Source organism: Halomonas borealis (assembly GCF_004798905.1).
Lineage (GTDB): Bacteria > Pseudomonadota > Gammaproteobacteria > Pseudomonadales > Halomonadaceae > Halomonas > Halomonas borealis.
Genome location: NZ_SDMO01000016.1, coordinates 39,223 through 64,057, shown reverse-complemented (window position 1 = coordinate 64,057; position 24,835 = coordinate 39,223). Strand labels below are relative to the sequence as shown.

The following is a 24,835-nucleotide window of genomic DNA, read 5'->3' as shown; positions in this document are numbered from 1 at the left end:
TGCTTCTACCACCCATCACCGCCTGCAACGTTGCCCGTCGCCGGCAGCGGATGCGTACTTTACGGGCTACGGCGGAGGGACGCAAGGGCTAATTTCGGGACGGACGATGTCGTCGCGCTGACGCAGGTAATGAAGGCACGCCAACCGCCACGCCAAACCATCCACACCCCACCGCCAGAGCAACCGCCTGTGGATAGATGCGCAGGCGCGCCACTCGCCGCCCGGAGACGCGAACGCCCGCGCGAGGCGGGCGTTCTGCTCGGGACCTGTCGGCTGCGTCAGGCGAGAGTGACTCGCGCGTAGCGCTTCTTGCCGGCCTGGATCACATAGCTCTTGCCGGTATCGAGGCTATGCTCACGGTCGACGGCCTCACCATCTACCTTGACCCGACCATTGCCCAGCATGTCCTTGGCCTGGGCGCTGTTCTTGGTCAGGCCGGCACGGTTGAGCACCGCGGCGATGGGGGCCTGCTCGGCGCCCTCGAAGTCGACCGTCACCTCCGGCAGGTCTTCCGGTAGTTCGCCGTCGGCCAGCTGGTTGCCGGCGCTGCGGTGGGCATTGGCGGCGGCCTCCTCGCCGTGATAACGACCGATCAGTTCGCGCGCCAGCGTCATCTTCACGTCACGCGGGTTGGCCCCGGCCTCGATGTCGCGCTTGAGCGCCTCGAGCGCCTCGTTGCTCTTCAGCGACAGCAACTCGAAGTAACGCCACATCAAGCTGTCGGGCATCGAGACCAGCTTGTTGAACATGGCCCCCGGCGACTCGTCGACACCGACGTAGTTGCCCAGCGACTTGGACATCTTCTGCACGCCGTCCAGGCCTTCCAGCAACGGCATGGTGATGACGACCTGTGACGACTGGCCGTAGTGCTTCTGGATCTCACGGCCCATCAGCAGGTTGAATTTCTGGTCGGTGCCACCCAGTTCGACATCGGCCTCCAGCGCCACGGAGTCATAGCCCTGCACCAGCGGATAGAGGAACTCGTGGATGGAGATCGACTGACCGGCCGCATAGCGCTTCTCGAAGTCATCGCGCTCGAGCATGCGCGCCACGGTGCTCTTCCCCGCCAGCTCGATCATGTCGGCCGCGCCCATGGAGGAGAACCATTCGGCATTGAAACGCACCTCGGTCTTCTCGGGATCGAGGATCTTGAAGACCTGCGCCTTGTAGGTCTCGGCGTTGATCTTGACCTCTTCCTCGGTGAGCGGCTTGCGGGTGACGTTCTTGCCGGAGGGATCGCCGATGCGGCCGGTGAAGTCCCCGATCAGGAAGATGACCGTATGGCCGAGATCCTGGAACTGACGCATCTTGGTTAGCAGCACGCTGTGCCCCAGATGCAGGTCGGGGGCGGTCGGGTCGAAGCCCGCCTTGATACGCAACGGGCGGCCGGAGGCCAGCTTCTTCTCCAACTCGTCTTCCAGCAGGATCTCGTGGGTACCACGCTTGAGCAACGCTAACGCGTCGGCAACATCGGTCATGCTCTCCTCTCCACTCGGCAGGGCGGCCCGTTCCGGGCAACGATGGTCATTGGTGTTGGGCAGGATGTTACCATGCCAACCATCGACGGTTGAGTCCCAACGGGAGCCCTTAATGCCCTACTTCATCGGCCTGATGTCCGGCACCAGCCTCGACGGCATCGACGCCGCCCTGGTCGACATCTCGACGGGGGCCCCGGCGCGCCTGGTCGCGACCCATGACGAACCCATGCCGACGGCGTTGCGCGAACGATTATGGCGACTCTGCCACGCCGATCACGCGAGCTTCGCCGAACTGGCCGAGGCCGAGCAGGCCTTCTGCGAGGCCCAGGCCCGAGCGGTCGTCGGAGTGCTCGCCACCGCCGGCCTCTCGCCCTCCGCCATCGCCGCCATCGGCAGCCACGGCCAGACCATCGAGCATGCCCCCTGGGGCCATGACGGCGGCCCGGCCTACACTCTTCAGCTCGACAACCCCAGCCTGCTGGCCGAGCTCACCGGCTGCCGCGTGATCGCCGACTTCCGTCGCCGCGACCTGGCCGCCGGAGGGCAAGCCGCGCCCCTGGCGCCGGCCTTCCATCAGGCGCTGTTCCGCGACGCGCAGCAGTGGCGCCTGATCCTGAATCTCGGCGGCTTCGCCAACCTGACGCTGCTGCCGCCACAACAGGATGGCCGCGCCCCACTGGGTTTCGACAGCGGCCCCGCCAACGCCCTGCTGGACGCCTGGCATGCTCGCCATCGCGGCGGCGACTACGACGCAGACGGCGCCTGGGCGGCGTCGGGTCGGGTCGACGAGGCCTTGCTCGAGCGACTGCTCGCCGAGCCCTTCTTTCATCGGCCGCCGCCGCGCAGCACCGGCCGCGAGGTCTTCCATCTGGCCTGGCTGGAACGCCATCTGGCCGGCGACGAGCGGCCCGAGGATGTCCAGGCGACCCTGGCCGAGCTCACCGCCGCCAGCGTGACGCTGGCGGTGGAGATGGCCCGCGACGCCTACGGCGCCCCGCCCGCCGAGTGTCTGGTCCCCTGCGGCGGCGGCGCCCACAACCCCGACCTGCTGGCACGCCTCGCACGCCGCATGCCCGACACACGCCTGGAAGCCGCCGAGGCCTTCGGCTGGTCGCCGGACTGGCTCGAGGCGGCGGCCTTCGCCTGGCTGGCATGGCGTCGCCTCGAGGACCTGCCCGGCAACCTGCCGTCGGTCACCGGTGCCGCCGGCCCACGGGTGCTGGGTGGCATCTTCGCCCCCTGACATCGGCGACCAAGCCGGTCGACTCAGTAGTCATCCTCGCCGCGCAGCGATAGCTGACTGGCCGCCGCCTTGGCCTCGACCAGCCCCGCGCCGTTTTCATCGCCGTACTTGATCATCATGCGCAGGTCGTTGGCCGAGTCGGCGTGCACCAGCGCCACCTCCTCGCCGATCGCCCCCTGCCGGTAGAGCTCGTACAGCGCCTGGTCGAAGGTCTGCATGCCCTGATCACGAGAACGGGCCATGGCCGGCTTGATCTCGGCGATCTCGCCCTTGCCGATCAGATCGGCGATCCGCGGCGACCGGAGCAGGACCTCGATGGCCGGGCAACGGCTATCGTTCACTCCAGGCAGAAGCTGCTGGGCGATGATCGCCCTGAGGTTGAGCGACAGGTCGAGCCATATCTGATCATGGCGTTCGTGAGGGAAGAAATGGAGGATCCGCTCCAGCGCCTGATCGGCATTGTTGGCATGCAGGGTCGCCAGGCACAGGTGGCCCGTCTCGGCGAAGGCCAAGGCATGCTCCATCGTCTCTCGGGTGCGAATCTCGCCGATCAGGATCACGTCCGGCGCCTGGCGCAGGGTATTCTTCAACGCCACCTCGAAGGACTCGGTATCGATGCCCACCTCGCGCTGATTGATGATCGCGCGGCGATGCGGGTGTAGATACTCGATCGGGTCCTCGATGCTGATGATATGCCCGCCGACGGTCTCGTTACGGTGCTGGATCATCGACGCCAGGGTCGTACTCTTGCCGCTACCGGTGCCACCGACCACGAACACCAGGCCACGCTTGAGGTTGGCCAGCTCGCCGAGCACCGTTGGCAACGACAACTCGTCCAGGCCCGGTATCTCGAAGGCGATGCGACGCAACACCATGGCCGGCCGGTTGCGTTGCTGGAAGGCGCTGACACGGAAACGCCCCCGCCCCGATAGGCTGAGGGCGAAATTGGCCTCCTGCTCGGCGGCGAAACGCGCTCGCTGGGCCTCCGGCATCGCCGCCATCACCAGCCCCTCGGCCTGCTCCACGCTGAGCGCTTCCTCGCCCACGGGCATCAGGCTGCCGGCCCGTTTCAGCGTCGGCGCGGCGGCCACCGAGATCAGCAGGTCCGAGGCTTCCTCCTCGATCATCATGTCGAGCAATTGATACAGCCTGTCTTGGGCGGTCATCGTCATCCTTCCTGCTGCGTCACGGATTCACTCGGGCAGCACGGCCCGCGCCTTGGCCTGGGCCTCCTCCCGAGTCACGTCATTGCTGGCCACCAGACGGGACAACGCCATATCCAGCGTCTGCATGCCCAGGTTGCCGCCGGTCTGCAGGGCCGAATAGATCTGCGCCACCTTGTCCTCGCGGATCAGGTTGCGCACCGCGGGGGTGGCGATCAGTATCTCGTGGGCCGCCACCCGGCCGCCACCCTGACGCTTGAGCAGCGCCTGGGAGACCACCGCCTGCAGCGATTCGGACAGCATCGAGCGCACCATGGCCTTCTCGTCACCGGGGAAGACGTCGATGATCCGATCGATGGTCTTGGCCGCCGAGGTGGTATGCAGCGTGGCGAACACCAGGTGCCCGGTCTCGGCCGCGGTCAGCGCCAGGCGGATGGTCTCCGGGTCGCGCATCTCACCGACCAGGATCACGTCCGGATCCTCGCGTAGCGCGCTGCGCAGGGCCGGCGCGAAACCATGGGTATCGCGGTGCAGCTCGCGCTGGTTGATCAGGCAACGCTTGCTGCGATGCACGAACTCCACCGGATCCTCGATGGTCAGGATATGCTCGAAGCGATGATCGTTGATGTAATCGACCATCGCCGCCAGGGTCGTACTCTTGCCCGAGCCGGTCGGCCCGGTCACCAGCACCAGCCCGCGCGGCAGCATGGACAGGCGGCGAAACACCTCGCCCATTCCCAGACCTTCCAGGGTCAGCACCTCGGCGGGGATGGTACGGAACACCGCCCCGGCGCCGCGCGCCTGATGGAAGGCATTGACGCGAAAGCGCGAGACCCCCGGCACCTCGAAGGAGAAGTCCAGCTCCAGCGACTCCTCGAAGTCGCGCCGTTGGCGATCGGTGAGGACGTCGTAGATCAGCTGACGGACCTCGCGGTCCTCCATCGCCGGCACATTGAGCCGTCGGATGTCGCCATCGACCCGAATCATCGGTGGCAGACCGGCCGAGAGATGAAGGTCCGAGGCGTTCTGCTTTGCCGAGAATGCCAGCAGTTCGGTAATATCCATGCGGTTCCCTGCTTCCGGAGTATTAAGGTGTGCTCAGTGATGGTAGACCCTACGACATGACGGACCTGGCGCTTTGTGACGCCCTGGCCAACGCCCGGCACCGCCTCGAGGCGGCACTGGCTGCCGCCGACCGTACGCCGGACGACGCGACGCTGCTGGCCGTCAGCAAGACCCAGCCCGCCGCCATGATCCGCGAGGCGTATCGCCTCGGGCAGCGCGACTTCGGCGAAAACTACCTGCAGGAGGCCCTGGCGAAGCAAACCGAGCTCGCCGAGCTCTCGGCCATCGTCTGGCACTTCATCGGCCCATTGCAATCCAACAAGACCCGCGACGTGGCCGAGCATTTCGACTGGCTGCACAGCCTGGACCGGGAGAAGGTCGCCCGGCGCCTCGATGCCCAGCGGCCCGCGGGCATGGCGCCGCTGAATGTCTGCCTGCAGGTCAATGTCAGCGACGAGGCCTCGAAATCCGGCCTCTCGCTCGCCGAGCTGCCGGCCCTGGCCGAGGCGGTACTGGCCATGCCACACCTCAGGCTGCGTGGGCTGATGGCGATCCCGGCCCCGGCCACCGATCCCGTCGCCCAACGCGCGCCCTTCGCCCGCCTGCACGAGGCGCTGACCGACCTGCGAGAGCGCTTCCCGGAGGCGCGGCTCGACACCCTCTCGATGGGCATGAGCGGCGACCTGGAGGCCGCCGTGACCGAGGGAGCCACCCTGGTGCGACTCGGCACCGCCATCTTCGGAGCCCGCGACACCTCCGCCTGACCACCCACGACGACGCATTCGTCGACCCACACAGGATTGAACGCATGGCAAGCCAAGTCACCTTCATCGGTGCCGGCAACATGGCCGGCGCCATCATCGGCGGCATGATCGACAGCGGCTACCCCCGCGACGCCATCACCGCCACCTCTCGCGGCGACGAGCGACTCGCCCCGCTGCGCGAGCGGTGCGGCATCCACACGACCACCGACAACATCGCCGCCGTGGCCCAGGCCGACGTGGTGGTGCTGGCGGTCAAGCCACAGGTCATGCAGGACGTCTGTGGCGCCATGCGCGATGCCATCCAGGCGCGCAAGCCGCTGATCATCTCGGTCGCCGCCGGGTTGCCCGCCGAGACCCTCGAGGCCTGGCTGGGCGGCGACCTGCCGCTGGTACGCTGCATGCCCAACACCCCCTCGTTGGTCGGTGCCGGGGCCGCCGGGCTCTTCGCCAATCCTCGCGTCAGCGCGCCCCAGCGCCAGCTGGCCACCGAGCTACTCGAGGCCGTGGGCCTGGTCGAGTGGGTCGATGAAGAGCGCCTGCTGGAGGCCGTAACCGCGGTCGCCGGCAGCGCACCGGCCTATTTCTTCCTGATGTTCGAGGCCATGGAGGAGGCCGGCGCCCGCCTCGGCCTGCCCGCCGAGACCGCCCGCCGCCTGGCCATGCAGACCGCCTTCGGCGCATCGCGCATGGCCATGGACAGCGACAAGACGCCCGGGGAGCTCAAGCGCAACGTGATGTCGCCCGGCGGCACCACCGAGCGTGCCGTCACTCATCTGGAAGAGGCCGGCCTGCGCCATATCATGGCCGAGGCCATGGACAGCTGCGCCGCCCGCGCCCGCGAGATGGCCGACGAACTCGGCAAGCACTGACTCCGGTACGCCTCGGCGACCGAACGCACAAGACATGGAGGAGCCCCGATGGGCAGTCAACTGGGAAACGCCGGCCTGCTACTGGTCAACACCCTCGTCAATATCTACCTGTTCCTGCTGATGCTGCGCTTTCTGCTGCAGGCATCTCGGGCCGACTACTACAACCCGCTCAGCCAATCGGTGGTGAAGATCACCCAACCGGTGGTGCGCCCCTTCCAGAGCTTCCTGGGGCCGGTGATGGGGCGCTTCGACCTGGCCACCCTGGCCGCCGGCTTCGTGGTCAAGCTGGTCGCCATCATCGCCATCCTGCAGATCGCCGGCTATGGCATGGCGCCGGTCGCCGACCTGGCTATCGGTGCCGTGGCGGCACTCGCCAACGCCATCTTGAAGATCTACTTCTTCGCACTGATCGTGATGATCATCCTCAGCTGGGTATCGCCCAACGCCAGCCACCCGGCGGCCATCCTGGTCATGCAGCTGGTGGAGCCGATCATGGCGCCGGTACGTCGGGTGATCCCGCCGCTGGGCATGATCGATCTCTCGCCGATCGTGGTGTTCATCGCCATCAACCTGATCGACGGTGTCGTGGTGGGGTCGCTGATCCGCTCCGCCGGCACGGTCGGCGCGTTGGTGGGGCTCTAGAAGACACGTCGTCGACAAGCGGTGGCTGACGCTGAGCGTCGGGGACAAGGCTCCACACGACCACCGCACCGGCCTGCCCCGACCACCAACGACAACGACTGGACACGCCTGACAGATGACCGAACAGCCCCACGCTTCGGTCGGCCTGGTGACGCCGCAGACGGCGCACTTCGACGACCCCCTGGACCTGGCCTGCGGCAGAGCGCTGCCGGTCTATGACCTCGTCTACGAGACCTACGGCACGCTCAACGCCGAGGGCACCAACGCCGTGCTGGTCTGCCATGCCCTCTCCGGGCATCACCACGCCGCCGGCTATCACTCGCCGGACGATCGCAAGCCGGGCTGGTGGGACGCCCACATCGGGCCCGGCAAGTCGATCGATACCGAGCGCTTCTTCGTCGTCTCGCTGAACAACCTCGGGGGCTGTCACGGCAGCACCGGGCCGATCAGCGAGAACCCCGCGACCGGTACCGCCTGGGGGCCCGACTTCCCGATGCTCACGGTGGTCGACTGGGTGCATAGCCAGGCCCGGCTGGCCGACCGGCTGGGCATCGAGTGCTTCGCCGCGGTGGTCGGCGGCAGCCTCGGAGGCATGCAGGTGCTGCAGTGGACGCTGACCTATCCCGAGCGCATCGCCCATGCCGCGGTGATCGCCGCCACGCCCAAGCTGTCGGCGCAGAACATCGGCTTCAACGAGGTGGCCCGCCAGGCGATCCGCTCCGACACCGAGTTCTTCGACGGCCACTACGCCGAGCGAGATGCCCTGCCCCGACGTGGGCTGAAGCTCGCCCGCATGGTGGGGCACATCACCTACCTGTCGGAAGACGCCATGGGCAGCAAGTTCGGCCGCGACCTGCGCAGCGACGACTTCAACTTCGGCTATGGCGTGGAGTTCCAGGTCGAGTCCTACCTGCGCCACCAGGGCGACACCTTCTCGACCTCCTTCGATGCCAACACCTACCTGCTGATGACCAAGGCGCTGGACTACTTCGACCCGGCGGCCGCCCACGACGGCGACCTGGCGGCGGCCCTGGCCCCGGCCGACTGCCCCTTCCTGGTGGTCAGCTTCTCCAGCGACTGGCGTTTCCCGCCCACGCGTTCCAGGGAGCTGGCCAATGCCCTGCTGCGCGCCGGCAAGGCGGTCAGCTACGTCAACATCGACTCGCCCCATGGCCACGATGCCTTCCTGCTGCCCGAGCCCCGCTATCGGGCGGTGTTCGCCGCCTTCATGGAGCGCGTGGCCCGCGACCAGCGACTGGAGGAACGCTCATGATGCGCGCCGACCTGCAACGGATCCACGACTGGGTCCCCGAGGACGCACGGGTGCTCGACCTGGGCTGCGGCGACGGCGCCCTGCTGGCCGCCCTGGCCGAGAGCAAGAACGTCACCGGCTACGGCCTGGAGATCGACCCCGAGGGCATCACCGCCTGCCTGGCGCGTGGCGTCAACGTGCTCGAACAGAACCTCGATGCGGGGCTCGCCAACTTCGAGGACGACGCCTGCGACCTGGTGGTGATGACCCAGGCCCTCCAGGCACTGCGCCGCCCGGACCGCATGCTCGACGAGATGCTGCGGGTGGCCGGCGAGTGCATCATCACCTTCCCCAACTTCGCCTACTGGCGCCACCGGGCCTACCTCGGCCTGCGCGGCTACATGCCGGTCTCCAAGTCGCTTCCCCACGCCTGGTACGACACCCCCAACATCCACCTGTCGACCTTCAACGACTTCGAGCGACTGTGCCGCGACAAGGGGCTGATCATCGTCGACCGCGCGGTGGGCGTCGGCAGCCGAGGGGGCAACTGGGCCTCTCGGCGCTGGCCCAACCTGTTCGGCGAGATCGCGATCTTCCGCGTCACCCGGCGCTAGGCTTTGCCCGACAAGTCGGCGGGGCGCCGCTAGAGCACCACCGGCAGCGCCTCGCCCAGCCCCACGGCGACCGGCCGGCCCGCCTCCCGCCGGAAGCGACAGGCACGGGCCAGTATCTCCACGCCCTCGCCGGCCACTCGACGCAGCGCCTCGGCATAGCCCGGGTCCAGGTGGCCGGCCGGCGCCACCGAGCGGATGCCCTCGTGGGCCACGCAGAACAGCAGCACCGCGCGATGCCCTTCGGCGGCGAGCGCCGCCAGGGTCTCGAGATGTCGGCGCCCCCGTTCGCTGACCGCATCCGGGAAGTAGCCGTGGCCGTCATCCTCGCGCAGCGTCACCTGCTTGACCTCCACATACGTGCTCGCACCGGCCGCGCCGTCCAGCCGGAAGTCCAGGCGCGCGCGCTCCACCTTGGCCTCGCGCTTCAGCGCGCCGGCCCCGGCCAGCTCCTCGACGCCATCGGCCCGCAGCGCCTCCTCGACGATGCGGTTGGCACGCCCGGTATGCACCGACGCCAGGGCGACGCCGCCCTCCGCCTGGGGCAGCTCGATCAATTCCCAAGTCCAGGCCAGCTTGCGCCGGGGATCGTCGCTTGCCGACAGCCAGACCCGGCTGCCCGGCACGTTGACCGCACGCATCGAGCCGGTGTTGGGGCAGTGGGCGACGACCTCGCGGCCATCCTCGAGGCGCACATCGGCCAGAAAGCGCTTGTAGCGACGCAGCAGGGTGCCGGGCACCAGCGGTTCGGGATAGTCCATCAGGCGTCCTCTTGCCGGGCCAGAACTCGAGAGTACCCACGCCACAGCCGCCGGTTCAGGCCGTACTTTGGCTCGGCATGCTCCATCAGGCGCCCTCCTGCCGGGCCAGGAAGCGTTCCAGCCGCACGACGGCCTCCTCGAGCCGTGCGACGCCGGTGGTGAAGGCGATGCGCACGTGATGCTCGCCGCCGGTGAGGGCGAAGTCGGTGCCCGGGGTGATGGCGACGTTCTCCTCCTCGAGCAGGCGGCGGCAGAAGGCCTCGCTGTCGCGGGTATAGCGAGACACATCCAGCCACAGGTAGAAGGCCCCCTGGGGCGGCAGGTCGGGCGCCAGCCCCAGCCGTTCGAGGCCCGCCAGAAGCGCCTCGCGGCGCCGCGCCAGCTCGCGACGGCGGTCCTCGAGGAGCTCGCGACACTCGGGCTCGAAGGCCGCCAGGGCGGCGTGCTGGGCCAGGGTCGGCGCCGACAGGAAGACGTTCTGGGCCAGCCGGGTCAGCGGCTCCACCGCCGCCGGCGGGGCCACCAGCCAGCCCAGTCGCCAGCCGGTCATGCCGAAGTACTTGGAGAAGCTGTTGACCACGAAAGCCTCCGGCGCCAGCGCCGCGGCGGAAAGCGGAGCGATGTCATAGCACAGCCCCTGGTAGATCTCGTCGACCAGCAGCCGGCCGCCACGCCCGGCGACCGTCTCGGCCACCGCCGAGAGCCCCGCGGCATCGAGCATGTGCCCGGAAGGGTTGGAGGGCGTGGCCAGCATCGCCAGCCGGGTATCGTCGCGCCAGTGCTCGGCGATGGTCTCGGCATCGAGCTGCCAGCCGCTGGCCGGCCCCACCGGCACCGCATCGACCTCGGCGCCAGCCAGCGCCATGAAGTGGCGATTGCAGGGATAGGTGGGATCGGCCATCAGCACCCGGTCGCCGCCCTCGACCAGCAGCTGGCTGGCCAGCAGCAATGCGCCGGAGGCCCCGGGGGTGACGATGATCCGCGCGGGGTCGACGTCGGCCCCGAAGTGGCGCGCATAATGGCCGGCGATCGCCTCGCGCAGGACCGGCAGGCCCGCCGCCGGCGTATAGCGGGTCAGCCCCTCGGCCAGGGCCCGCTGCCCGGCGGCGACGATCGGCTCGGGCGTGGGGAAGTCGGGCTCGCCCACCTCCAGGTGGATGACATCGTGGCCCTCGGCCTCACGGGCCTGGGCGATCTCCAGCAGGCGCATCACACGGAAGGGCGCGACGGCGTCGAGTCGCGAGCTCCAGTTCATGGCTATCTCCTCTGCACAACACCCCATGGCAGGCCGCCTCGCGAGCCGCCAGGGTCACCGCTCACATGTTACGACTTTTGGGGTATCGACGCAGTCCGAGGCACCGGGGGATTGCAAAGGCGGCGTTTTTTCGCTAAACAAGCATCCCTTTGGCGTGAGATACCTTAGAGCAGCTCACCGGGTATTGATCAGCAGTCACACAAGACACGAGGTAGCCCCATGCCCGTAGCAGAACAGAAGATGGAAGCGCCCAAGAAATTCACCCCGTACGAGCCGGCCGCGGGTGAAGAGTACATGAACGAGAAGCAGCTCGAGCACTTCCGACAGATCCTGCTGGGCTGGAAGCAGGAGCTCATGGAAGAAGTCGATCGCACGGTACGCCATCTGCAGGAGGAGGCGAACAACTACGCCGACCCCGCGGATCGCGCCACCCAGGAGGAAGGCTTCAGCCTCGAGCTGCGCACCCGCGATCGCGAGCGCAAGCTGCTCAAGAAGATCAACGAGACCATCGAGAAGATCGACGAGGACGACTACGGCTTCTGCGACACCTGCGGCGTCGAGATCGGCATCCGTCGCCTCGAGGCGCGTCCCACCGCGACCCTGTGCGTCGACTGCAAGACCCTCGCCGAGCTCAAGGAGAAGCAGCTGGGCGGTTGATGCCCGGCCGCCATCGCTCCCGCGACGGGCACCGCCGGTGCCCGTCCTCTGCTCCTCGTTCCTTCCGGAGCCGCCCATGAGCCTCTATCGTGGCCGCTTCGCCCCGACCCCCTCGGGTCCGCTGCATCTCGGCTCGCTGGTGGCCGCGCTGGCCAGCTTCCTCGACGCTCGCCATGCTCGGGGCCACTGGGGGCTGCGCATCGAGGACGTCGACCCGCCGCGCTGCCCGCCCGGCGCCGCCGACACCATCCGCCGCCAGCTCGACGCCTTCGGCCTGCACTGGGACGGCCCCGTCATCCGGCAAAGCGACCACCACGACGCCTATGCCGCCGCCCTGGAGCGCCTCGCGACGCGCGGCCTGGCCTACCCGTGCAGCTGTTCACGCAAGCAATGGCGCGATCACGCCGTCTACCCTGGCTGGTGTCGCGACGGCGTCGTCGAGCCGCACAAGCCCCAGGCCTGGCGGTTGCGCAGCGACCTGGGGCTGCGCCCGGTCGCCTGGGAGGACCGCCAGCTCGGCCACCAGGCCTTCGACCCGGCGACGCTCGGCGATGTGGTGCTCAAGCGCAAGGACGGCCTCTGGGCCTATCAGCTCGCCGTGGTCGTCGACGATGCCGACCAGGGCATCAACCAGGTGGTACGCGGCGCCGACTTGCTCGACAACACCCCCTGGCAGCGCCAGCTGCAGCACGCCCTGGGGTTGGCCGAGCCGCGCTACCTGCATCTGCCGCTGGTGCTCGGTGACGATGGCCAGAAGCTCTCCAAGCAGAACCGGGCCCCGGCGCTGCCGGACACCGAGCCCGCGGCCCGTCCGCTGCTGCACCAGGCCCTGACGCTGCTCGACCAGGCGCCGCCGGCCGAGCTGGCCCAGGCCCCGGTGGAGGAGCAATTGGCCCGAGCCATCGCGTGCTGGACCCCGGGCCGGCTGCGCGCCGCCCCCGGGCGCCGCCTGACAGGCGCCACCGACTGAGGAGACACCGTGTACGTCTATCGCATCGTGCTGTTCCTGGTGTTCGGCGGTTACCTGTTCTCGCCGCTGCTGATGAGCGGCTGGGGCAGCCCCGGGGCCGCCTGGTACCGCCCCTTCCTGATCTGGGGCGTGTTGATCGCCCTGACCGTCTGGCTGGAACGCAAGCGCCGCCTCGATGAACAACACCGGGGGGGCGGCGAATGAGCCCCCTCGTCTTGCTGACCCTGGGCGTCGGCTACCTGTTGGTCCTCGCGCTGTGCGCCCTGGCGGTGGAGCGCGGCGGGCTGCCGACCCGCCTCGCCCGCCACCCGGCGACCCATACCCTGGCGCTGGGCGTCTACGCCAGCGCCTGGGCCATCCACGGCACCCTCGAGCAGGCCGAGCGCAGCGGCTATGGCTACCTGGCCTACTTCCTGGGGGCCGCCGGCGCCTTCCTGCTGGCGCCGATGCTGCTGGTGCCCATCCAGCGCATGGCTCATACCTACCAACTGGCCTCGCTGGCCGACCTGTTCGCCTTCCGTTTCCGCTCGCGCTGGGTGGGCACCCTGGTCACCCTGGTCAGCCTGCTGGCGGTGCTGCCGTTACTGGCGCTGCAGGTGCAGACCCTGGGCAACGCCCTCCGGCTGCTGTCCGGCAGTGGCGCAGCGGAGTGGCTGGCGCTGGTCTTCAGCGCCCTGATCGCGCTGTTCGCGATCCTGTTCGGCGCGCGCCATACCCATCTCCACGCTCGCCAGGATGGGTTGATGGCGGCGATCGCCCTGGAGTCGGTGGTCAAGCTCGGGGCCATGCTGGCGCTGGGGGCCTTCGCCCTGTTCGGCATCTTCGACGGCCCCGGCGACCTGCAGGCCTGGCTCGACGGCCCGGGCCACCTCGCCCAGGCCGAGACGCACCCGCTGGCCCCGGCCCAGTGGCGGACCCTGCTGATGCTGTTCTTCGCCGCGGTCTTCTTGATGCCGCACATGTTCCACATCACCTTCGCCGAACCCCTCGGCCGCCGCACCCTCTTGCGCGCCGGCTGGGTCATGCCGCTGTTCCTGCTGCTGATGGCACTGCCGGTGCCGCTGATCCTGTGGGGCGCCCAGCGGCTGGGCGTCGACGCCTCGCTCACCGGCGGCGCCTACCTGGCCTTCGGCCTGTCGTCCTCATGGTGGGTCGGCGCCCTGGCCTTCATCGCCGGCCTGACCGCGGCCAGCGGCACCATGATCGTCATCGCCCTGGCCCTGTCGGGGATGATCCTCAATCACCTGGTGCTGGTGGCGCATCCGCCCATCGCCCAGCCCGACCTCTACCGCTGGCTACGCTGGCTGCGCCAGGGACTGATCGCCGCGGTGATCGGCGGCGGCTGGCTGTTCTACCGCACCGTGGGCGTGCACCACGACCTCACGACCCTGGCGATGGCCTCCTTCGTCGGCATGGCCCAGTGCCTGCCAGGCATGCTGGCGCTGCTCTACTGGCCCGGCGCCAATCGCCGCGGCATGGTCACCGGCCTCGCGGTGGGCGTGGCGATCTGGCTGGCCGGGCTGTGGCCGTCGCTGCTCGGCGGCACCCCGGTGCTGCCGGCCCTGCCGGGGCTGGAGGCCCTGGCCGGCGAGCCCGACTGGTACCGGGTGACCCTGGTCTCGCTGGCCGCCAACGTGCTCAGCTTCATCCTGGTGTCGCTGGCCACCCGCACCTCGGCCGGCGAGCGGGCCGCCGCCGAGGCCTGTTCGGTGGATGCCGTGGTGCGCCCCATGCGCCTGCCCCTGGTGGCCGGCAACGGCCGGGAGATCCAGCACCATCTGGCCCGGGCACTGGGCGAGGAGGTCGCCGAGCGGGAGGTCGAACGCGCCCTGGTCGCCCTGCAGATGTCGCCGCTCGATGGTCGCCCCTACGCCCTGCGCCGGCTGCGCGATCGCATCCAGGCCAATCTCTCCGGGCTGATGGGGCCCTCGGTGGCCCAGGACATCGTCGACCGCTTCCTGCCCTACCGGCAGGACGGCCCCGGCGCCAACGAGGACATCCACTTCGTCGAGAACCGCCTGGAGGACTATCGTCCGCGGCTCAACGGCCTGGCCCGCGAGATCGACGGCCTGCGTCGCTACCATCGCCGCACCCTGATCCGCCTGCCGGTCGGGCTGTGCGCCTTCGGCGAAGACGGCGAACTGCTGATGTGGAACGATGCCCTGGCCGAGCTCTCCGGCATCCCCGGCGACACCGTCATCGGCGCCCACCGCGACACCCTGCCGGCGCCCTGGAACGAGCTGCTGGGCCGCATCCTCGCCGAGCCGGGCAGCCAGCTCTACAAGCAACCGGTGACGCTCAACGACGGCCAGCGCTTCCTGAGCCTGCACAAGGCCGAGCGCCACGGCGAACACGAGACGCATGGCGGCAACGTCATCCTGGTAGAGGACCACAGCGAGATGAAGTGGCTGGAGGACGAACTGGTGCACGCCGCCCGCCTGGCCTCCATCGGCCAGTTGGCGGCCGGTGTGGCCCACGAGATCGGCAACCCGATCACCGGTATCTCCTCGCTGGCCCAGAACCTGCGCTACGACAACGACGACCCCGAGCTGCAGGAGGCCGCCGAGCAGATCCAGCAGCTCACCGACCGGGTCTCGCGGATCGTCGGCTCGCTGGTCGGCTTCGCCCACGGCGGTCGCCACGTCACCGGCACGGCGTTCCAGCCGATCTCGATGGCCGAGGTCACCGACGAGGCCCTGAACTTGATCCATCTCGCCCGCTCGGGGGAGGATGTTCGTTTCGAGAACCGTTGCTCGCCGACGCTGCGGGTCGTCGGCGATGCCCAACGCCTGCAGCAGGTAATGATCAACCTGCTCGGCAACGCCCGGGACGCCAGCCACCCCGGCGGACGGGTCGTCGCCGCCACCGAGGCCGACGGCGAGCGGCTACGGGTCACGGTCACCGACGAGGGGAACGGCATCGACGAGCGCGTACGCGACCATCTCTTCGAACCCTTCACCACCACCAAGCCCCCCGGCGAGGGCACGGGACTCGGCATGGCGCTGGTCTACAGCATCGTCGCCGAGCACGATGGCCAGATCGACATCGAGTCCCCGCCCACCGGGCAGCCCCATGGCACGCGCATCCTGCTGTGGCTGCCCCTCCATCGAGAGGATGCTGAGAGTACCGATGAGCCGGATCCTGATCGTTGAAGACGAAGCCATCATCCGCAGCGCCCTGAAGCGCCTGCTGGAGCGGCATGACCACCGAGTCAGCGAGGCCGGCTCGGTGGACGCGGCGCTGGCCCTCGACCCCCAGGGCTTCGACCTGGTGATCAGCGACCTGCGCCTGCCCGGCGACCCCGGCACCGAGCTGATCGCCCGGGCCGCGCCGGTACCGGTGCTGATCATGACCAGCTACGCCAGCATGCGCTCGGCGGTCGAGGCGTTGAAGCTCGGCGCCGTGGACTACGTGGCCAAGCCCTTCGATCACGACGAGCTGCTCGAGACGGTGTCCCGAGTCCTCCACCAACGCGCACTACAACAAGGCGAGCCCCCCGACATCACCGCCCCCGGCGGCGAGCGCCAGCCGATGATCGGCAGCTGCCCCGCCATGCAGGCGGTCTATACCCGCATCCGCAAGACCGCACCGGCCGACGTCACCGTGCTGATCCAGGGCGAATCCGGCACCGGCAAGGAACTGGTGGCCCGGGCCCTGCACCAGCAGAGCCAACGCGCCACCGCCCCGCTGGTGTGCGTGAACTGCGCGGCCATCCCCGAGACACTGATCGAGTCCGAACTGTTCGGCCACGAGAAGGGGGCCTTCACCGGCGCCAGCGCCGCCCGCACCGGCCTGGTCGAGGCCGCCGACGGTGGCACCCTGTTCCTCGACGAGATCGGCGAGCTGCCGATGGATGCCCAGGCGCGCCTGCTGCGGGTCCTCCAGGAAGGCGAGATTCGCAAGATCGGCTCGGTGGAGACCCGCCACGTCGACGTGCGGCTGATCGCCGCCACCCATCGCGACCTGCACGCCCTGTCGCGGACCGGCGGCTTCCGCCTCGACCTCTACTACCGGCTCAACGTCATGCAGATCGACCTGCCGCCGCTGCGCGACCGGGAGGACGACATCCTGGAGATCGCCGATGTGCTGCTGGAGAAGGCCTGCCGGCGCCACAAACGCGCAGGGCTCAAGCTGTCGCGGGCCGCGCTGCGGGTGATCCGCGACTGCCCTTGGCCCGGTAACGTCCGCGAGCTGGAGAACGCCCTGGAGCGCGGCGTGATCCTCGCCGAGGGACACCTCATCCACCCTGACGACCTGGGGCTCGGCCTCGCCCCGCAAGCCGACCCGCCGCACACCGCGCCCCCCGAGCCCGACGGCGAGGCTCCCTCGGCCGACGACGCCGGACGCTCGGACGACGAGGAAGAGGATCTGTCCCTGGAAGACTACTTCCAACATTTCGTGCTCGAACATCAGGACCAGATGAGCGAGACGGAACTCGCCCAGAAGCTCGGTATCAGCCGCAAATGCTTATGGGAGCGTCGCCAACGCCTCGGCATCCCGCGCAAGAAGGGCCCTCGCCGCAGCGTCGGCTGAGGCGCCCCGCCCTACGACCAAAGCACTAGCGCCCGCGGCCGACACCGCGGGCGTCGTTTTTGGGGTGTCGGCCGGCGTGTGCGCACCATTTGTTACCTTCCCACACAGCCTCTGCCCCATCAGCGGGCAAGCCGGGTAACACTCCGCCGCTTACGATCGGGCGGCCTGACTAGAAAATATCTCAATATATTGTTTTTTATCATTTTTTATTCAACTGGCACGCAGGCTGCTACATACAAATCAAGAAAAACAATGCCGGATGCCACCCGCGGCCCCTAACAACAACAAGGCACGCGAGCGGTGACAGGCCCGACCCGACAACAACAACACACTCCGGGCCACAGACAGGCGAGCGCCATTGCCGACAACAAGCACAACAACGGCAGCCGGCGCGAGCGCTTCGAGACCACAACAACAAGACACTCGGAATCCGGACCAGGACGCGACGCACCCTAACGGCCACCCACAACAACAAGGGCCGACAGAGGTGCACCCCCGTCAACAACAACAAGACGTCGGGGGGAGGCAATCATTTGCCGTCGTGGTTGGATTATTGTTTTGAATACGAGACGGTCACTTTCGGGAACGTCCATAACGACAACAACACTGCTTGCCTGAGCTCCTTGATGACCGTGGTGCGTATTCAAGGCGATGTGCCATCACGAAGAAAAATCAGCAGCAGGGATGCTGCATCCTAGTTTCCGGGGAGGCTCACGAGCCTCCCCTTCTTCATGCTGGGCCGATGGATCAACGAGTCCCACGCTTTGCAAGGTGTCGGGTGTTCGCTACACTCAACGCTTTCGTATCCTCGCGAGTCGACAACGCCGCATGATCAAAGGTTTTACCCGCTTTCTGCAGAGCCCGGGCGAGCGCCTCCGGTCGCTGTTCGGCCCTCAGCAGGCGTCGGCCGGCCGCCCCACGCTGCGCATCCTCCCCCGCGACGAGCACCCGGTGTCGCGCCAGCACTTCAGCGACGCCGCCCTCAAGGTGCTGTACCGGCTGCACAACGCCGGCCATGAGGCCTTCCTGGTGGGAGGCTGCATCCGCGATTCCCTGCTCGGCCGCATGCCCAAGGACTTCGACGTGGCCACCGACGCCACGCCGGAGCAGGTGCGCGACCTGTTTCGCAATTCGCGCCTCATCGGCCGCCGCTTCCGCATCGTCCACGTGCGCTTCGGCCGCGAGGTGATCGAGGTCACCACCTTCCGCGGCAAGCCCAGCGACGACCACGCCGACCACATCGCCCAGCAGTCCGACGACGGCATGCTGCTGCGCGACAATGTCTGGGGCAACATCGAGGAGGACGCCATCCGGCGCGACTTCACGATCAACGCCCTCTACTACAACATCGCCGACTTCTCGATCCATGACTTCGCCGGTGGTGTCCAGGACATCGAGGATCGCACGATACGGCTGATCGGCGACCCGGCGACCCGCTATCGCGAGGACCCGGTGCGCATGCTGCGTGCGGTGCGCTTCGCCGCCAAGCTCGATTTCGACATCGAGCCGGCCACCGAGGCACCGATCCCCGAGCTCGCCGAGCTGCTGCTCCAGGTGCCCCCGGCGCGCCTGTTCGACGAGGTCCTCAAGCTGTTCATGAGCGGCCACGGCGTCGAGACCTTCCATCTGCTGCGCGACTACGGCCTATTCGCCATGCTGTTCCCCGAGGCCGACGAGGCCATGGAAGCGCTTCCCTGGGCGGAGGCCGTCATCGAACGCGCCTTGACCAGCACCGACCGACGCGTCCGCGACGAGCGTCCGGTGACCCCGGCCTTCCTGTTCGCCGCCCTGCTGTGGGCCCCCGCGCAACAGCGTCAACAGGCCCTGGAGGCCGATGGCATGCCGCCCATCCCGGCGCAGCAGGCCGCCTCCCAGCAGGTCATCTCGCGCCAGCTGCAGCATGTCGCCATCCCCAAGCGTTTCAGCCTGCCGATGCGCGATATCTGGGATCTCCAGCAGCGCTTGCCACTGCGCCGCGGCAAGCGGGCCTTCCAGACCCGCGAGCATCCGCGCTTCCGCGCCGCCTACGATTTTCTGCTGGTCCGCGAGGCGGCCGGCGAGATCGACCCCGGGCTCGGCGACTGGTGGACCGCCTTCCAGGACGCCGACGAGCACGAACAGCGCCGCCTGCTCGGCGGGGTCGACGCCGACCCCGCCGGCACCCCGGCGCCACGCAACAAGCGCCGCCGGCGGCGCCGTCGTCGCAAGCCGTCCAACAACGACTCATGAATCGCCCACATCGCGCCTGGATCGGGCTCGGCAGCAACCTCGACGATCCCCATGGGCACATCGAGCGCGCCCTGGCCGAGCTCGACGGCCTGCCGCTGACCCGGCGGCTCAGGGCCTCGCCGCGCTACGCCAGCCGACCGGTGGGCCCCGCCGACCAGCCCGATTTCGTCAACGCCGTGGCCGAGCTGGCCACTCGACTGTCGCCACTGGCCCTGCTCGATCAGCTGCAGGCCCTGGAACAGCGTCACGGCCGTGTCCGCGGCCGCCGCTGGGGGCCACGCACCCTGGACCTCGACCTGCTACTGTTCGACACTCATGACATCGAGATCCCACGCCTGACGCTGCCGCATGCGGAGATGACCCGCCGCGCCTTCGTGCTGGTGCCGCTGGCCGATCTCGAGCCGCGCCTCCGCCTGCCGGACGGCCGCGAAGTGGCGAGCCTGGCGGCCACCCTGGCCCCGGACGGGCTGCGCCAGGTGTTACCCGAGGCGCCCCAGTAACACCCTACTTGTTACCTATCGACACCCTTGTGCGGTTCGGGTAACAATGCGCGGCGATACTCGAGCGCGGCCATCGCCGAGCACCGGATAACGATACGAGAGCACGCCATGAAAACCGTCACTCTGAGCACGCTGCAGGCCGTCAAGCGCGCCGGTGAGACCTTCAGCTGCCTGACCGCCTACGACGCCACCTTCGCCCATGCCGCCGGCGAGGCCGGCATCGAGGTGCTACTGGTCGGCGATTCCTTGGGCATGGTCCTGCAAGGCCATAGCAGCACCCTGCCGGTGACCCTCGATGACGTCTGTTACCACACCCGCTGCGTGGCCCGCGGCAAGGGTGCCAGCCTGTTGATGGTCGACCTGCCCTTCATGAGCAACGCCACCACCGCGCGCCTGCTCGAGGATGCCGGGGCGCTGATGCGCGCCGGCGCGGAGATGGTCAAGGTGGAAGGCGAGGCCTGGATGGCCGACGGCATCCGCGAACTGTCGCGCCGCGGCGTGCCGGTGTGCGCTCACCTGGGGCTGACCCCGCAGGCCGTCCACCGGCTCGGCGGCTACAAGGTACAGGGCCGCGATGCCGAGCAGGCCGGACGCATCCTCGAAGACGCCCGCGCCCTGGTCGAGGCCGGCGCCTCGATGATCCTGCTCGAATGCGTGCCGGCGAGCCTCGGCCGCGCCGTGACGGAGGCCCTCGAGGTCCCGGTGATCGGCATCGGCGCCGGGGCCGATACCGACGGGCAGATACTGGTGATGCACGACGTGCTCGGCATCACCGCCGGGCACACGCCGCGCTTCGTGAAGAACTTCATGGCCGAGGCCGACGACATCCAGGGCGCCTTCCGCCGCTACCACGAGGACGTCAAGGCACGGCGCTTCCCCGCCGCGGAGCACGCCTTCTGATGCAGACCCTGAACGAGATCGCCGCGCTGCGCGAGACGCTGACCCGGCATCGCCGGGCCGGCCGCAGCATCGGCCTGGTGCCAACCATGGGCAACCTGCATGCCGGCCACCTGGCGCTGGTCGCCGAGGCCCGACGTCGCGTCGACGTGGTGGTGGCGAGCATCTTCGTCAACCCGATGCAGTTCGGGCCCAACGAGGATCTCGACGCCTACCCGCGCACCCTGGACGACGACCGGGCCCGCCTGGAAGACGCCGGCTGCGACCTGCTGTTCGCTCCCGAGGCCGGCACCCTCTACCCACGCGGCCTGGACGCCCAGACCCGGGTCAGCGTGCCCGAAGTCTCCGCAGGCCTGTGCGGCGGTGACCGGCCCGGACACTTCGATGGCGTGGCGACCGTGGTCACCCTGCTGTTCCACCTGGTGCAGCCCGACCTGGCCTGCTTCGGCGAGAAGGACTACCAGCAACTAGCGGTGATCCGCCGCCTGGTCGCCGACCTGCACCTGCCGATCGAGATCGTCGGCGTGCCCATCGAGCGGGCCGAGGATGGCCTCGCGCTGTCATCGCGCAACGGCTACCTCGACGCGGCCCAGCGGGCCGCCGCCCCCGAGCTTCAGCGCACCCTGCGTGCCCTGAGCGAGGCGCTGGAGGCCGGCGAGCCGGCCGAGCCGACCCTGGCGCGCGGCCTCGCTCGGCTGCACGCGGCGGGCTTCGCCCCCGACTACCTGGAACTGCGCGCCGCCGACCTGGGGCCGGTCGGCGCGACCACCCGCGATGCCGTGCTGCTCGCCGCGGCGCGCCTGGGCCCGACCCGTCTGATCGATAACCTGTCGCTGACCCTGCCCCGCTAAGGGGACGGCCGGCACCACGAGAGGAGAACTCCCTCCATGCTGACCATCATGCTCAAGGCCAAGCTGCACATGGCCCGCGTCACCCACTCCGTGCTGAACTACGAAGGCTCCTGCGCCATCGACGGTGAACTGCTCGACATGTCCGGCATCCGCGACAACGAGCAGATCCAGATCTACAACGTCGAGAACGGCCAGCGCTTCACCACCTACGCCATCCGTGCCGAGGAAGGCTCACGGATGATCTCGGTCAACGGCGCCGCCGCTCACCTCGCCAGCGAAGGTCAGCGGGTGATCATCTGCAGCTACGCCCAGTATGAGCAGGCCGAACTCGACAGCCACCAGCCCTCGCTGGTCTATCTGCAGGAAGGCAACGTCGTCAGCCATACCAGCAACGCCATCCCCATCCAGCTCGCCTGAATCCGGTGCCGGGGCGCCCGCCCCGGCCGCTCGCCGCGCCCTCGGCGGGGATTGCCGCGGCGCACCACCGTCCCTATGCTGAACGGCATGCTGGTCTGCGTAACTTCAGGAGAACTCCCATGCAAGAAGTGGTCATCGTCGCCGCCCGCCGTACCGCCGTCGGCGCCTTCGGCGGCTCCCTCGCCGGCATCCCCGCCAGCGATCTGGGCGCCCATGTCATCAAGGACATCCTCTCCGGCACCGGCGTCGCCGCCGAGCAGGTCGACGAGGTGCTGCTCGGCCAGGTGCTGACCGCCGGTACCGGCCAGAACCCCGCTCGCCAGGCCGCCATCAAGGGTGGCCTGCCCGACGCGGTACCGGCCATGACCATCAACAAGGTCTGCGGCTCCGGGCTCAAGGCTCTGCACCTGGCCACTCAGGCGATCCGCTGCGGCGACGCCGAGCTGATCCTGGCCGGCGGCCAGGAGAATATGTCGCTGTCCCCGCACGTGCTGCCCCACTCGCGCACCGGCCAGCGCATGGGCGACTGGAAGGCCATCGACACCATGGTTCACGACGGCCTGTGGGACGCCTTCAACGACATCCACATGGGCATCACCGCCGAGAACCTGGCCGAGCGCTACGACATCAGCCGCGAGGCCATGGACGCCTTCGCCGCCGCCTCCCAGCAGAAGGCCGCCGCCGCCATCCGCGAAGGCAAGTTCAAGGGCCAGATCGCCCCGCTGGAGATCCCCCAACGCAAGGGCGACCCGCTGGTGTTCGACACCGACGAGAACCCCCGCGAGGTCAGCGCGGAGAAGCTCGGCGGCATGCGCCCGGCATTCAAGAAGGACGGTGCCGTCACCGCCGGCAATGCCTCCGCGCTCAACGACGGCGCCGCGGTGGTCATGCTGTGCTCCGCCGAGAAGGCCGAGGCCCTGGGCCTCACGCCACTGGCCCGCATCAAGGCGTACGCCAATGCCGGCGTCGATCCGGCGGTCATGGGCATCGGCCCGGCTCCGGCCACCCGTCGCTGCCTGAAGAAGGCCGGTTGGAGCCTCGACGATCTGGACCTGGTCGAGGCCAACGAGGCCTTCGCCGCCCAGGCCATCTCGGTCAACCAGGAGCTCGGCTGGGACACCTCGATGATCAACGTCAACGGCGGCGCCATCGCCCTGGGCCACCCGATCGGCGCCTCCGGCTGCCGCATCCTGGTGACCCTGGTGCACGAGATGATCGCCCGCGACGCCCACAAGGGCCTGGCGACGCTGTGCATCGGTGGTGGGCAGGGCGTGGCACTCGCCATCGAACGCTAAGCGTGGAAGCGGCGACGTCGCATGAAGGTCGCCAACCGCTCAATGCAAAAGCCCCCGCTCAAATGAGCGGGGGCTTTGCGTTCCTGGCCCGCGATTTCCGCCCGAGGAATCAGTCCTTGGGCGCGGCCACCACTCGTGAGGGCGTGCACGCCACCAGCGCCGCGGCCAGCACGAACAGGGCCCCGGCGCCGAGCAGCACGCCGTCAAGCCCCACGGCATCGACCACCCGGCCGCCGCCCATGGCGCCGATGCCGATCGACAGGTTGAAGACGAAGGCCATCAGCGCGGTGGCGGCCTCGGTATTGCGGGCACTCTTGATGATCCAGGTCTGCAGGCTGACCGAGATGCTGCCGAACATCGCTCCCCACAGCATCAACAGCGCGACCGCGCCGCCCGGCCCGCCTCCCAGCCAGGGGAAGCTCAGGGTCGCGACGGCGAGTAGCAGCGGGATCACCAGCACGGTGGCATAGGGCCGGCGCCCGGCCGCGGTGCCGGCGAGGAAGTTACCCATGAGGCCCGCCGCACCGAAGCACAGCAGCAGGGTGCTGACGCTTTGCAACGGGATATCGGCGACCTGCTGCAGGATCGGGCTGATGAAGGTGTAGGCGGCGAAGTGGCCCATCACGATCAGCGCGGTGGCGGCCACGCCGACGCGCACCCCACGGCTGGCGAACTGGCTGGTCAGGCTGGTCAGCCGCACCGGCTGTTGCGCCGGCAGGCGAGGCAGTAGCCGCCACAAGGCGATGGTCACCAGCAGGCTCAGCCCCGCCAGCGCGCCGAAGGCGACGCGCCAGTCGCTATGCTCGCCGAGCCAGGTACCCGCCGGCACCCCGAGCACCGAGGCCCCGGCCACCCCGCTGAAGATCAGCGACATGGCGCGCGGCACCTGCTCCAGGGCCACCAGCCGCGAGGCCAGGCCGCCGGCGATGGCCCAGAAGCCGCCGATGCATACGCCCACCAGCACGCGGGTCGCCAGCAGCATGGTGAAGCCTTCGGCCAGCGCACCGGCGAGGCTGGCCAGGGTCATCAACAGCATCAGCCCGGTCAGCAACCAGCGGCGGTCGAGGCGCCCCACCGCCACCGGCAGCAGCGGCGCGGCGAAGGCGGCGACCACCCCGGGCACGGTGATCAACAGCCCGGCGGTGCCGGGGGTGATGGACAGTGAGCCGGCCACCTGGGAGAGCAGCCCGATGGGCAGCTGCTCGGCGGTGACCAGCAGGAAGATGCCGATCATCACCGCGCCTACGCCCAGCCAGTCACGGCGCTGGGTGACGGTCTTGGCGGCGGGTGGCGGCGGATCGTTGGTGTGGCGTGTCATGGGTCGTCCCTGATCGGTGGCGGGGCTGGGCCCCGAAACGAGAACGCCCCCGCGGCGTGAGCCAC

The 24,835-nt window shown here is 68.9% G+C and carries 23 protein-coding genes; 17 read left to right on the top strand and 6 right to left on the bottom strand.

Translation table 11 applies throughout. From position 1 onward, the window contains the following. Positions 1-278: 278 nt before the first annotated feature. A complete protein-coding gene (gene tyrS / locus ETC07_RS13875; RefSeq protein WP_136249115.1) occupies positions 279-1,478 on the bottom strand; it encodes a tyrosine--tRNA ligase in 1,200 nt (399 codons plus the stop codon). Positions 1,479-1,590: 112 nt separating this feature from the next. Here tyrS and ETC07_RS13870 point away from each other — a divergent pair, with 112 nt between their 5' ends. Next, complete coding sequence (locus ETC07_RS13870; protein WP_136249114.1) at positions 1,591-2,721, top strand: anhydro-N-acetylmuramic acid kinase; 1,131 nt, start codon at positions 1,591-1,593, stop codon at positions 2,719-2,721. Positions 2,722-2,744: 23 nt separating this feature from the next. Here the strand turns inward: ETC07_RS13870 and ETC07_RS13865 are convergent, their stop codons facing one another. Next, entirely contained in the window at positions 2,745-3,887 is a 1,143-nt protein-coding gene (locus ETC07_RS13865; RefSeq protein ID WP_136249113.1) for a PilT/PilU family type 4a pilus ATPase, read from the bottom strand. Between the two features lie 27 nt (positions 3,888-3,914). Beyond that, positions 3,915-4,949, bottom strand: a complete 1,035-nt coding sequence (locus ETC07_RS13860; protein WP_136249112.1) for a type IV pilus twitching motility protein PilT — start codon at positions 4,947-4,949, stop codon at positions 3,915-3,917. A gap of 56 nt (positions 4,950-5,005) precedes the next feature. Between ETC07_RS13860 and ETC07_RS13855 the strand changes: the two genes are divergently transcribed. The 5 genes from ETC07_RS13855 (at position 5,006) to metW (ending at position 9,090) form a co-directional block, all read left to right on the top strand. Next, on the top strand, positions 5,006-5,713 hold the full coding sequence (locus ETC07_RS13855) for a YggS family pyridoxal phosphate-dependent enzyme (protein WP_136249111.1): 708 nt from the start codon (positions 5,006-5,008) through the stop codon (positions 5,711-5,713). Between the two features lie 44 nt (positions 5,714-5,757). Further along, on the top strand, positions 5,758-6,582 hold the full coding sequence (gene proC / locus ETC07_RS13850) for a pyrroline-5-carboxylate reductase (protein WP_136249110.1): 825 nt from the start codon (positions 5,758-5,760) through the stop codon (positions 6,580-6,582). A 48-nt stretch (positions 6,583-6,630) separates the two neighbouring features. Continuing rightward, positions 6,631-7,224 carry a YggT family protein gene (locus tag ETC07_RS13845; protein WP_136249109.1) on the top strand — a complete coding sequence of 198 codons (594 nt, stop codon included), beginning with the start codon at positions 6,631-6,633 and terminating at the stop codon, positions 7,222-7,224. A 115-nt stretch (positions 7,225-7,339) separates the two neighbouring features. After that, positions 7,340-8,497 carry a homoserine O-succinyltransferase MetX gene (gene metX / locus ETC07_RS13840; protein WP_136249108.1) on the top strand — a complete coding sequence of 386 codons (1,158 nt, stop codon included), beginning with the start codon at positions 7,340-7,342 and terminating at the stop codon, positions 8,495-8,497. Then, positions 8,497-9,090, top strand: a complete 594-nt coding sequence (gene metW / locus ETC07_RS13835) for a methionine biosynthesis protein MetW (RefSeq protein WP_136249120.1) — start codon at positions 8,497-8,499, stop codon at positions 9,088-9,090. The genes metX and metW overlap by 1 nt, the downstream gene beginning before the upstream one ends. A gap of 29 nt (positions 9,091-9,119) precedes the next feature. Here metW and sfsA read toward each other — a convergent pair whose 3' ends face one another. Next, positions 9,120-9,848 (bottom strand): DNA/RNA nuclease SfsA, encoded by a 729-nt coding sequence (gene sfsA, locus ETC07_RS13830; RefSeq protein WP_136249107.1) that lies wholly within the window; start codon positions 9,846-9,848, stop codon positions 9,120-9,122. 85 nt (positions 9,849-9,933) lie between these two features. Further along, positions 9,934-11,103: an aminotransferase class I/II-fold pyridoxal phosphate-dependent enzyme gene (locus tag ETC07_RS13825; protein WP_136249106.1), complete on the bottom strand. Its 1,170-nt coding sequence runs from the start codon at positions 11,101-11,103 to the stop codon at positions 9,934-9,936. Between the two features lie 219 nt (positions 11,104-11,322). On the opposite strand from ETC07_RS13825, the gene dksA reads away from it, so the two are divergent. The 11 genes from dksA (at position 11,323) to ETC07_RS13770 (ending at position 23,452) form a co-directional block, all read left to right on the top strand. Further along, a complete protein-coding gene (gene dksA, locus ETC07_RS13820) occupies positions 11,323-11,760 on the top strand; it encodes an RNA polymerase-binding protein DksA (protein ID WP_136249105.1) in 438 nt (145 codons plus the stop codon). Positions 11,761-11,836: 76 nt separating this feature from the next. Next, positions 11,837-12,730: a tRNA glutamyl-Q(34) synthetase GluQRS gene (gluQRS, locus tag ETC07_RS13815; RefSeq protein WP_136249104.1), complete on the top strand. Its 894-nt coding sequence runs from the start codon at positions 11,837-11,839 to the stop codon at positions 12,728-12,730. Between the two features lie 9 nt (positions 12,731-12,739). Continuing rightward, positions 12,740-12,934: a hypothetical protein gene (locus ETC07_RS13810; protein ID WP_136249103.1), complete on the top strand. Its 195-nt coding sequence runs from the start codon at positions 12,740-12,742 to the stop codon at positions 12,932-12,934. Then, on the top strand, positions 12,931-15,882 hold the full coding sequence (locus tag ETC07_RS13805; RefSeq protein ID WP_136249102.1) for an ATP-binding protein: 2,952 nt from the start codon (positions 12,931-12,933) through the stop codon (positions 15,880-15,882). The genes ETC07_RS13810 and ETC07_RS13805 overlap by 4 nt, the downstream gene beginning before the upstream one ends. Next, a complete protein-coding gene (locus tag ETC07_RS13800; RefSeq protein WP_136249101.1) occupies positions 15,860-17,263 on the top strand; it encodes a sigma-54-dependent transcriptional regulator in 1,404 nt (467 codons plus the stop codon). Before ETC07_RS13805 ends, ETC07_RS13800 begins: the two co-directional genes overlap by 23 nt. 828 nt (positions 17,264-18,091) lie before the next feature. Next, positions 18,092-19,492 (top strand): polynucleotide adenylyltransferase PcnB, encoded by a 1,401-nt coding sequence (gene pcnB, locus ETC07_RS13795; protein WP_136249100.1) that lies wholly within the window; start codon positions 18,092-18,094, stop codon positions 19,490-19,492. Continuing rightward, positions 19,489-19,992 carry a 2-amino-4-hydroxy-6-hydroxymethyldihydropteridine diphosphokinase gene (gene folK, locus ETC07_RS13790; RefSeq protein ID WP_136249099.1) on the top strand — a complete coding sequence of 168 codons (504 nt, stop codon included), beginning with the start codon at positions 19,489-19,491 and terminating at the stop codon, positions 19,990-19,992. Before pcnB ends, folK begins: the two co-directional genes overlap by 4 nt. A 108-nt stretch (positions 19,993-20,100) precedes the next feature. Then, on the top strand, positions 20,101-20,892 hold the full coding sequence (panB, locus tag ETC07_RS13785; RefSeq protein ID WP_136249098.1) for a 3-methyl-2-oxobutanoate hydroxymethyltransferase: 792 nt from the start codon (positions 20,101-20,103) through the stop codon (positions 20,890-20,892). Further along, positions 20,892-21,740, top strand: coding sequence for a pantoate--beta-alanine ligase (panC, locus tag ETC07_RS13780; RefSeq protein ID WP_136249097.1), 849 nt, complete (start codon positions 20,892-20,894; stop codon positions 21,738-21,740). Before panB ends, panC begins: the two co-directional genes overlap by 1 nt. 36 nt (positions 21,741-21,776) lie before the next feature. Next, a complete protein-coding gene (panD, locus tag ETC07_RS13775) occupies positions 21,777-22,157 on the top strand; it encodes an aspartate 1-decarboxylase (RefSeq protein ID WP_136249096.1) in 381 nt (126 codons plus the stop codon). Positions 22,158-22,276: 119 nt separating this feature from the next. Further along, positions 22,277-23,452, top strand: a complete 1,176-nt coding sequence (locus tag ETC07_RS13770) for an acetyl-CoA C-acetyltransferase (protein WP_136249095.1) — start codon at positions 22,277-22,279, stop codon at positions 23,450-23,452. Positions 23,453-23,561: 109 nt separating this feature from the next. Here the strand turns inward: ETC07_RS13770 and ETC07_RS13765 are convergent, their stop codons facing one another. Beyond that, positions 23,562-24,770 carry an MFS transporter gene (locus ETC07_RS13765; protein WP_136249094.1) on the bottom strand — a complete coding sequence of 403 codons (1,209 nt, stop codon included), beginning with the start codon at positions 24,768-24,770 and terminating at the stop codon, positions 23,562-23,564. Positions 24,771-24,835 lie beyond the last annotated feature (65 nt).

Bases quoted from the DNA above. Each gene is read 5' to 3' on its own strand.
- tyrS (WP_136249115.1), bottom strand. From the start codon at position 1,478: ATGACCGATGTTGCCGACGCGTTAGCGTTGCTCAAGCGTGGTACCCAC.
- ETC07_RS13870 (WP_136249114.1), top strand. From the start codon at position 1,591: ATGCCCTACTTCATCGGCCTGATGTCCGGCACCAGCCTCGACGGCATC.
- ETC07_RS13865 (WP_136249113.1), bottom strand. From the start codon at position 3,887: ATGACCGCCCAAGACAGGCTGTATCAATTGCTCGACATGATGATCGAG.
- ETC07_RS13860 (WP_136249112.1), bottom strand. From the start codon at position 4,949: ATGGATATTACCGAACTGCTGGCATTCTCGGCAAAGCAGAACGCCTCG.
- ETC07_RS13855 (WP_136249111.1), top strand. From the start codon at position 5,006: ATGACGGACCTGGCGCTTTGTGACGCCCTGGCCAACGCCCGGCACCGC.
- proC (WP_136249110.1), top strand. From the start codon at position 5,758: ATGGCAAGCCAAGTCACCTTCATCGGTGCCGGCAACATGGCCGGCGCC.
- ETC07_RS13845 (WP_136249109.1), top strand. From the start codon at position 6,631: ATGGGCAGTCAACTGGGAAACGCCGGCCTGCTACTGGTCAACACCCTC.
- metX (WP_136249108.1), top strand. From the start codon at position 7,340: ATGACCGAACAGCCCCACGCTTCGGTCGGCCTGGTGACGCCGCAGACG.
- metW (WP_136249120.1), top strand. From the start codon at position 8,497: ATGCGCGCCGACCTGCAACGGATCCACGACTGGGTCCCCGAGGACGCA.
- sfsA (WP_136249107.1), bottom strand. From the start codon at position 9,848: ATGGACTATCCCGAACCGCTGGTGCCCGGCACCCTGCTGCGTCGCTAC.
- ETC07_RS13825 (WP_136249106.1), bottom strand. From the start codon at position 11,103: ATGAACTGGAGCTCGCGACTCGACGCCGTCGCGCCCTTCCGTGTGATG.
- dksA (WP_136249105.1), top strand. From the start codon at position 11,323: ATGCCCGTAGCAGAACAGAAGATGGAAGCGCCCAAGAAATTCACCCCG.
- gluQRS (WP_136249104.1), top strand. From the start codon at position 11,837: ATGAGCCTCTATCGTGGCCGCTTCGCCCCGACCCCCTCGGGTCCGCTG.
- ETC07_RS13805 (WP_136249102.1), top strand. From the start codon at position 12,931: ATGAGCCCCCTCGTCTTGCTGACCCTGGGCGTCGGCTACCTGTTGGTC.
- ETC07_RS13800 (WP_136249101.1), top strand. From the start codon at position 15,860: ATGAGCCGGATCCTGATCGTTGAAGACGAAGCCATCATCCGCAGCGCC.
- pcnB (WP_136249100.1), top strand. From the start codon at position 18,092: ATGATCAAAGGTTTTACCCGCTTTCTGCAGAGCCCGGGCGAGCGCCTC.
- folK (WP_136249099.1), top strand. From the start codon at position 19,489: ATGAATCGCCCACATCGCGCCTGGATCGGGCTCGGCAGCAACCTCGAC.
- panB (WP_136249098.1), top strand. From the start codon at position 20,101: ATGAAAACCGTCACTCTGAGCACGCTGCAGGCCGTCAAGCGCGCCGGT.
- panC (WP_136249097.1), top strand. From the start codon at position 20,892: ATGCAGACCCTGAACGAGATCGCCGCGCTGCGCGAGACGCTGACCCGG.
- panD (WP_136249096.1), top strand. From the start codon at position 21,777: ATGCTGACCATCATGCTCAAGGCCAAGCTGCACATGGCCCGCGTCACC.
- ETC07_RS13770 (WP_136249095.1), top strand. From the start codon at position 22,277: ATGCAAGAAGTGGTCATCGTCGCCGCCCGCCGTACCGCCGTCGGCGCC.
- ETC07_RS13765 (WP_136249094.1), bottom strand. From the start codon at position 24,770: ATGACACGCCACACCAACGATCCGCCGCCACCCGCCGCCAAGACCGTC.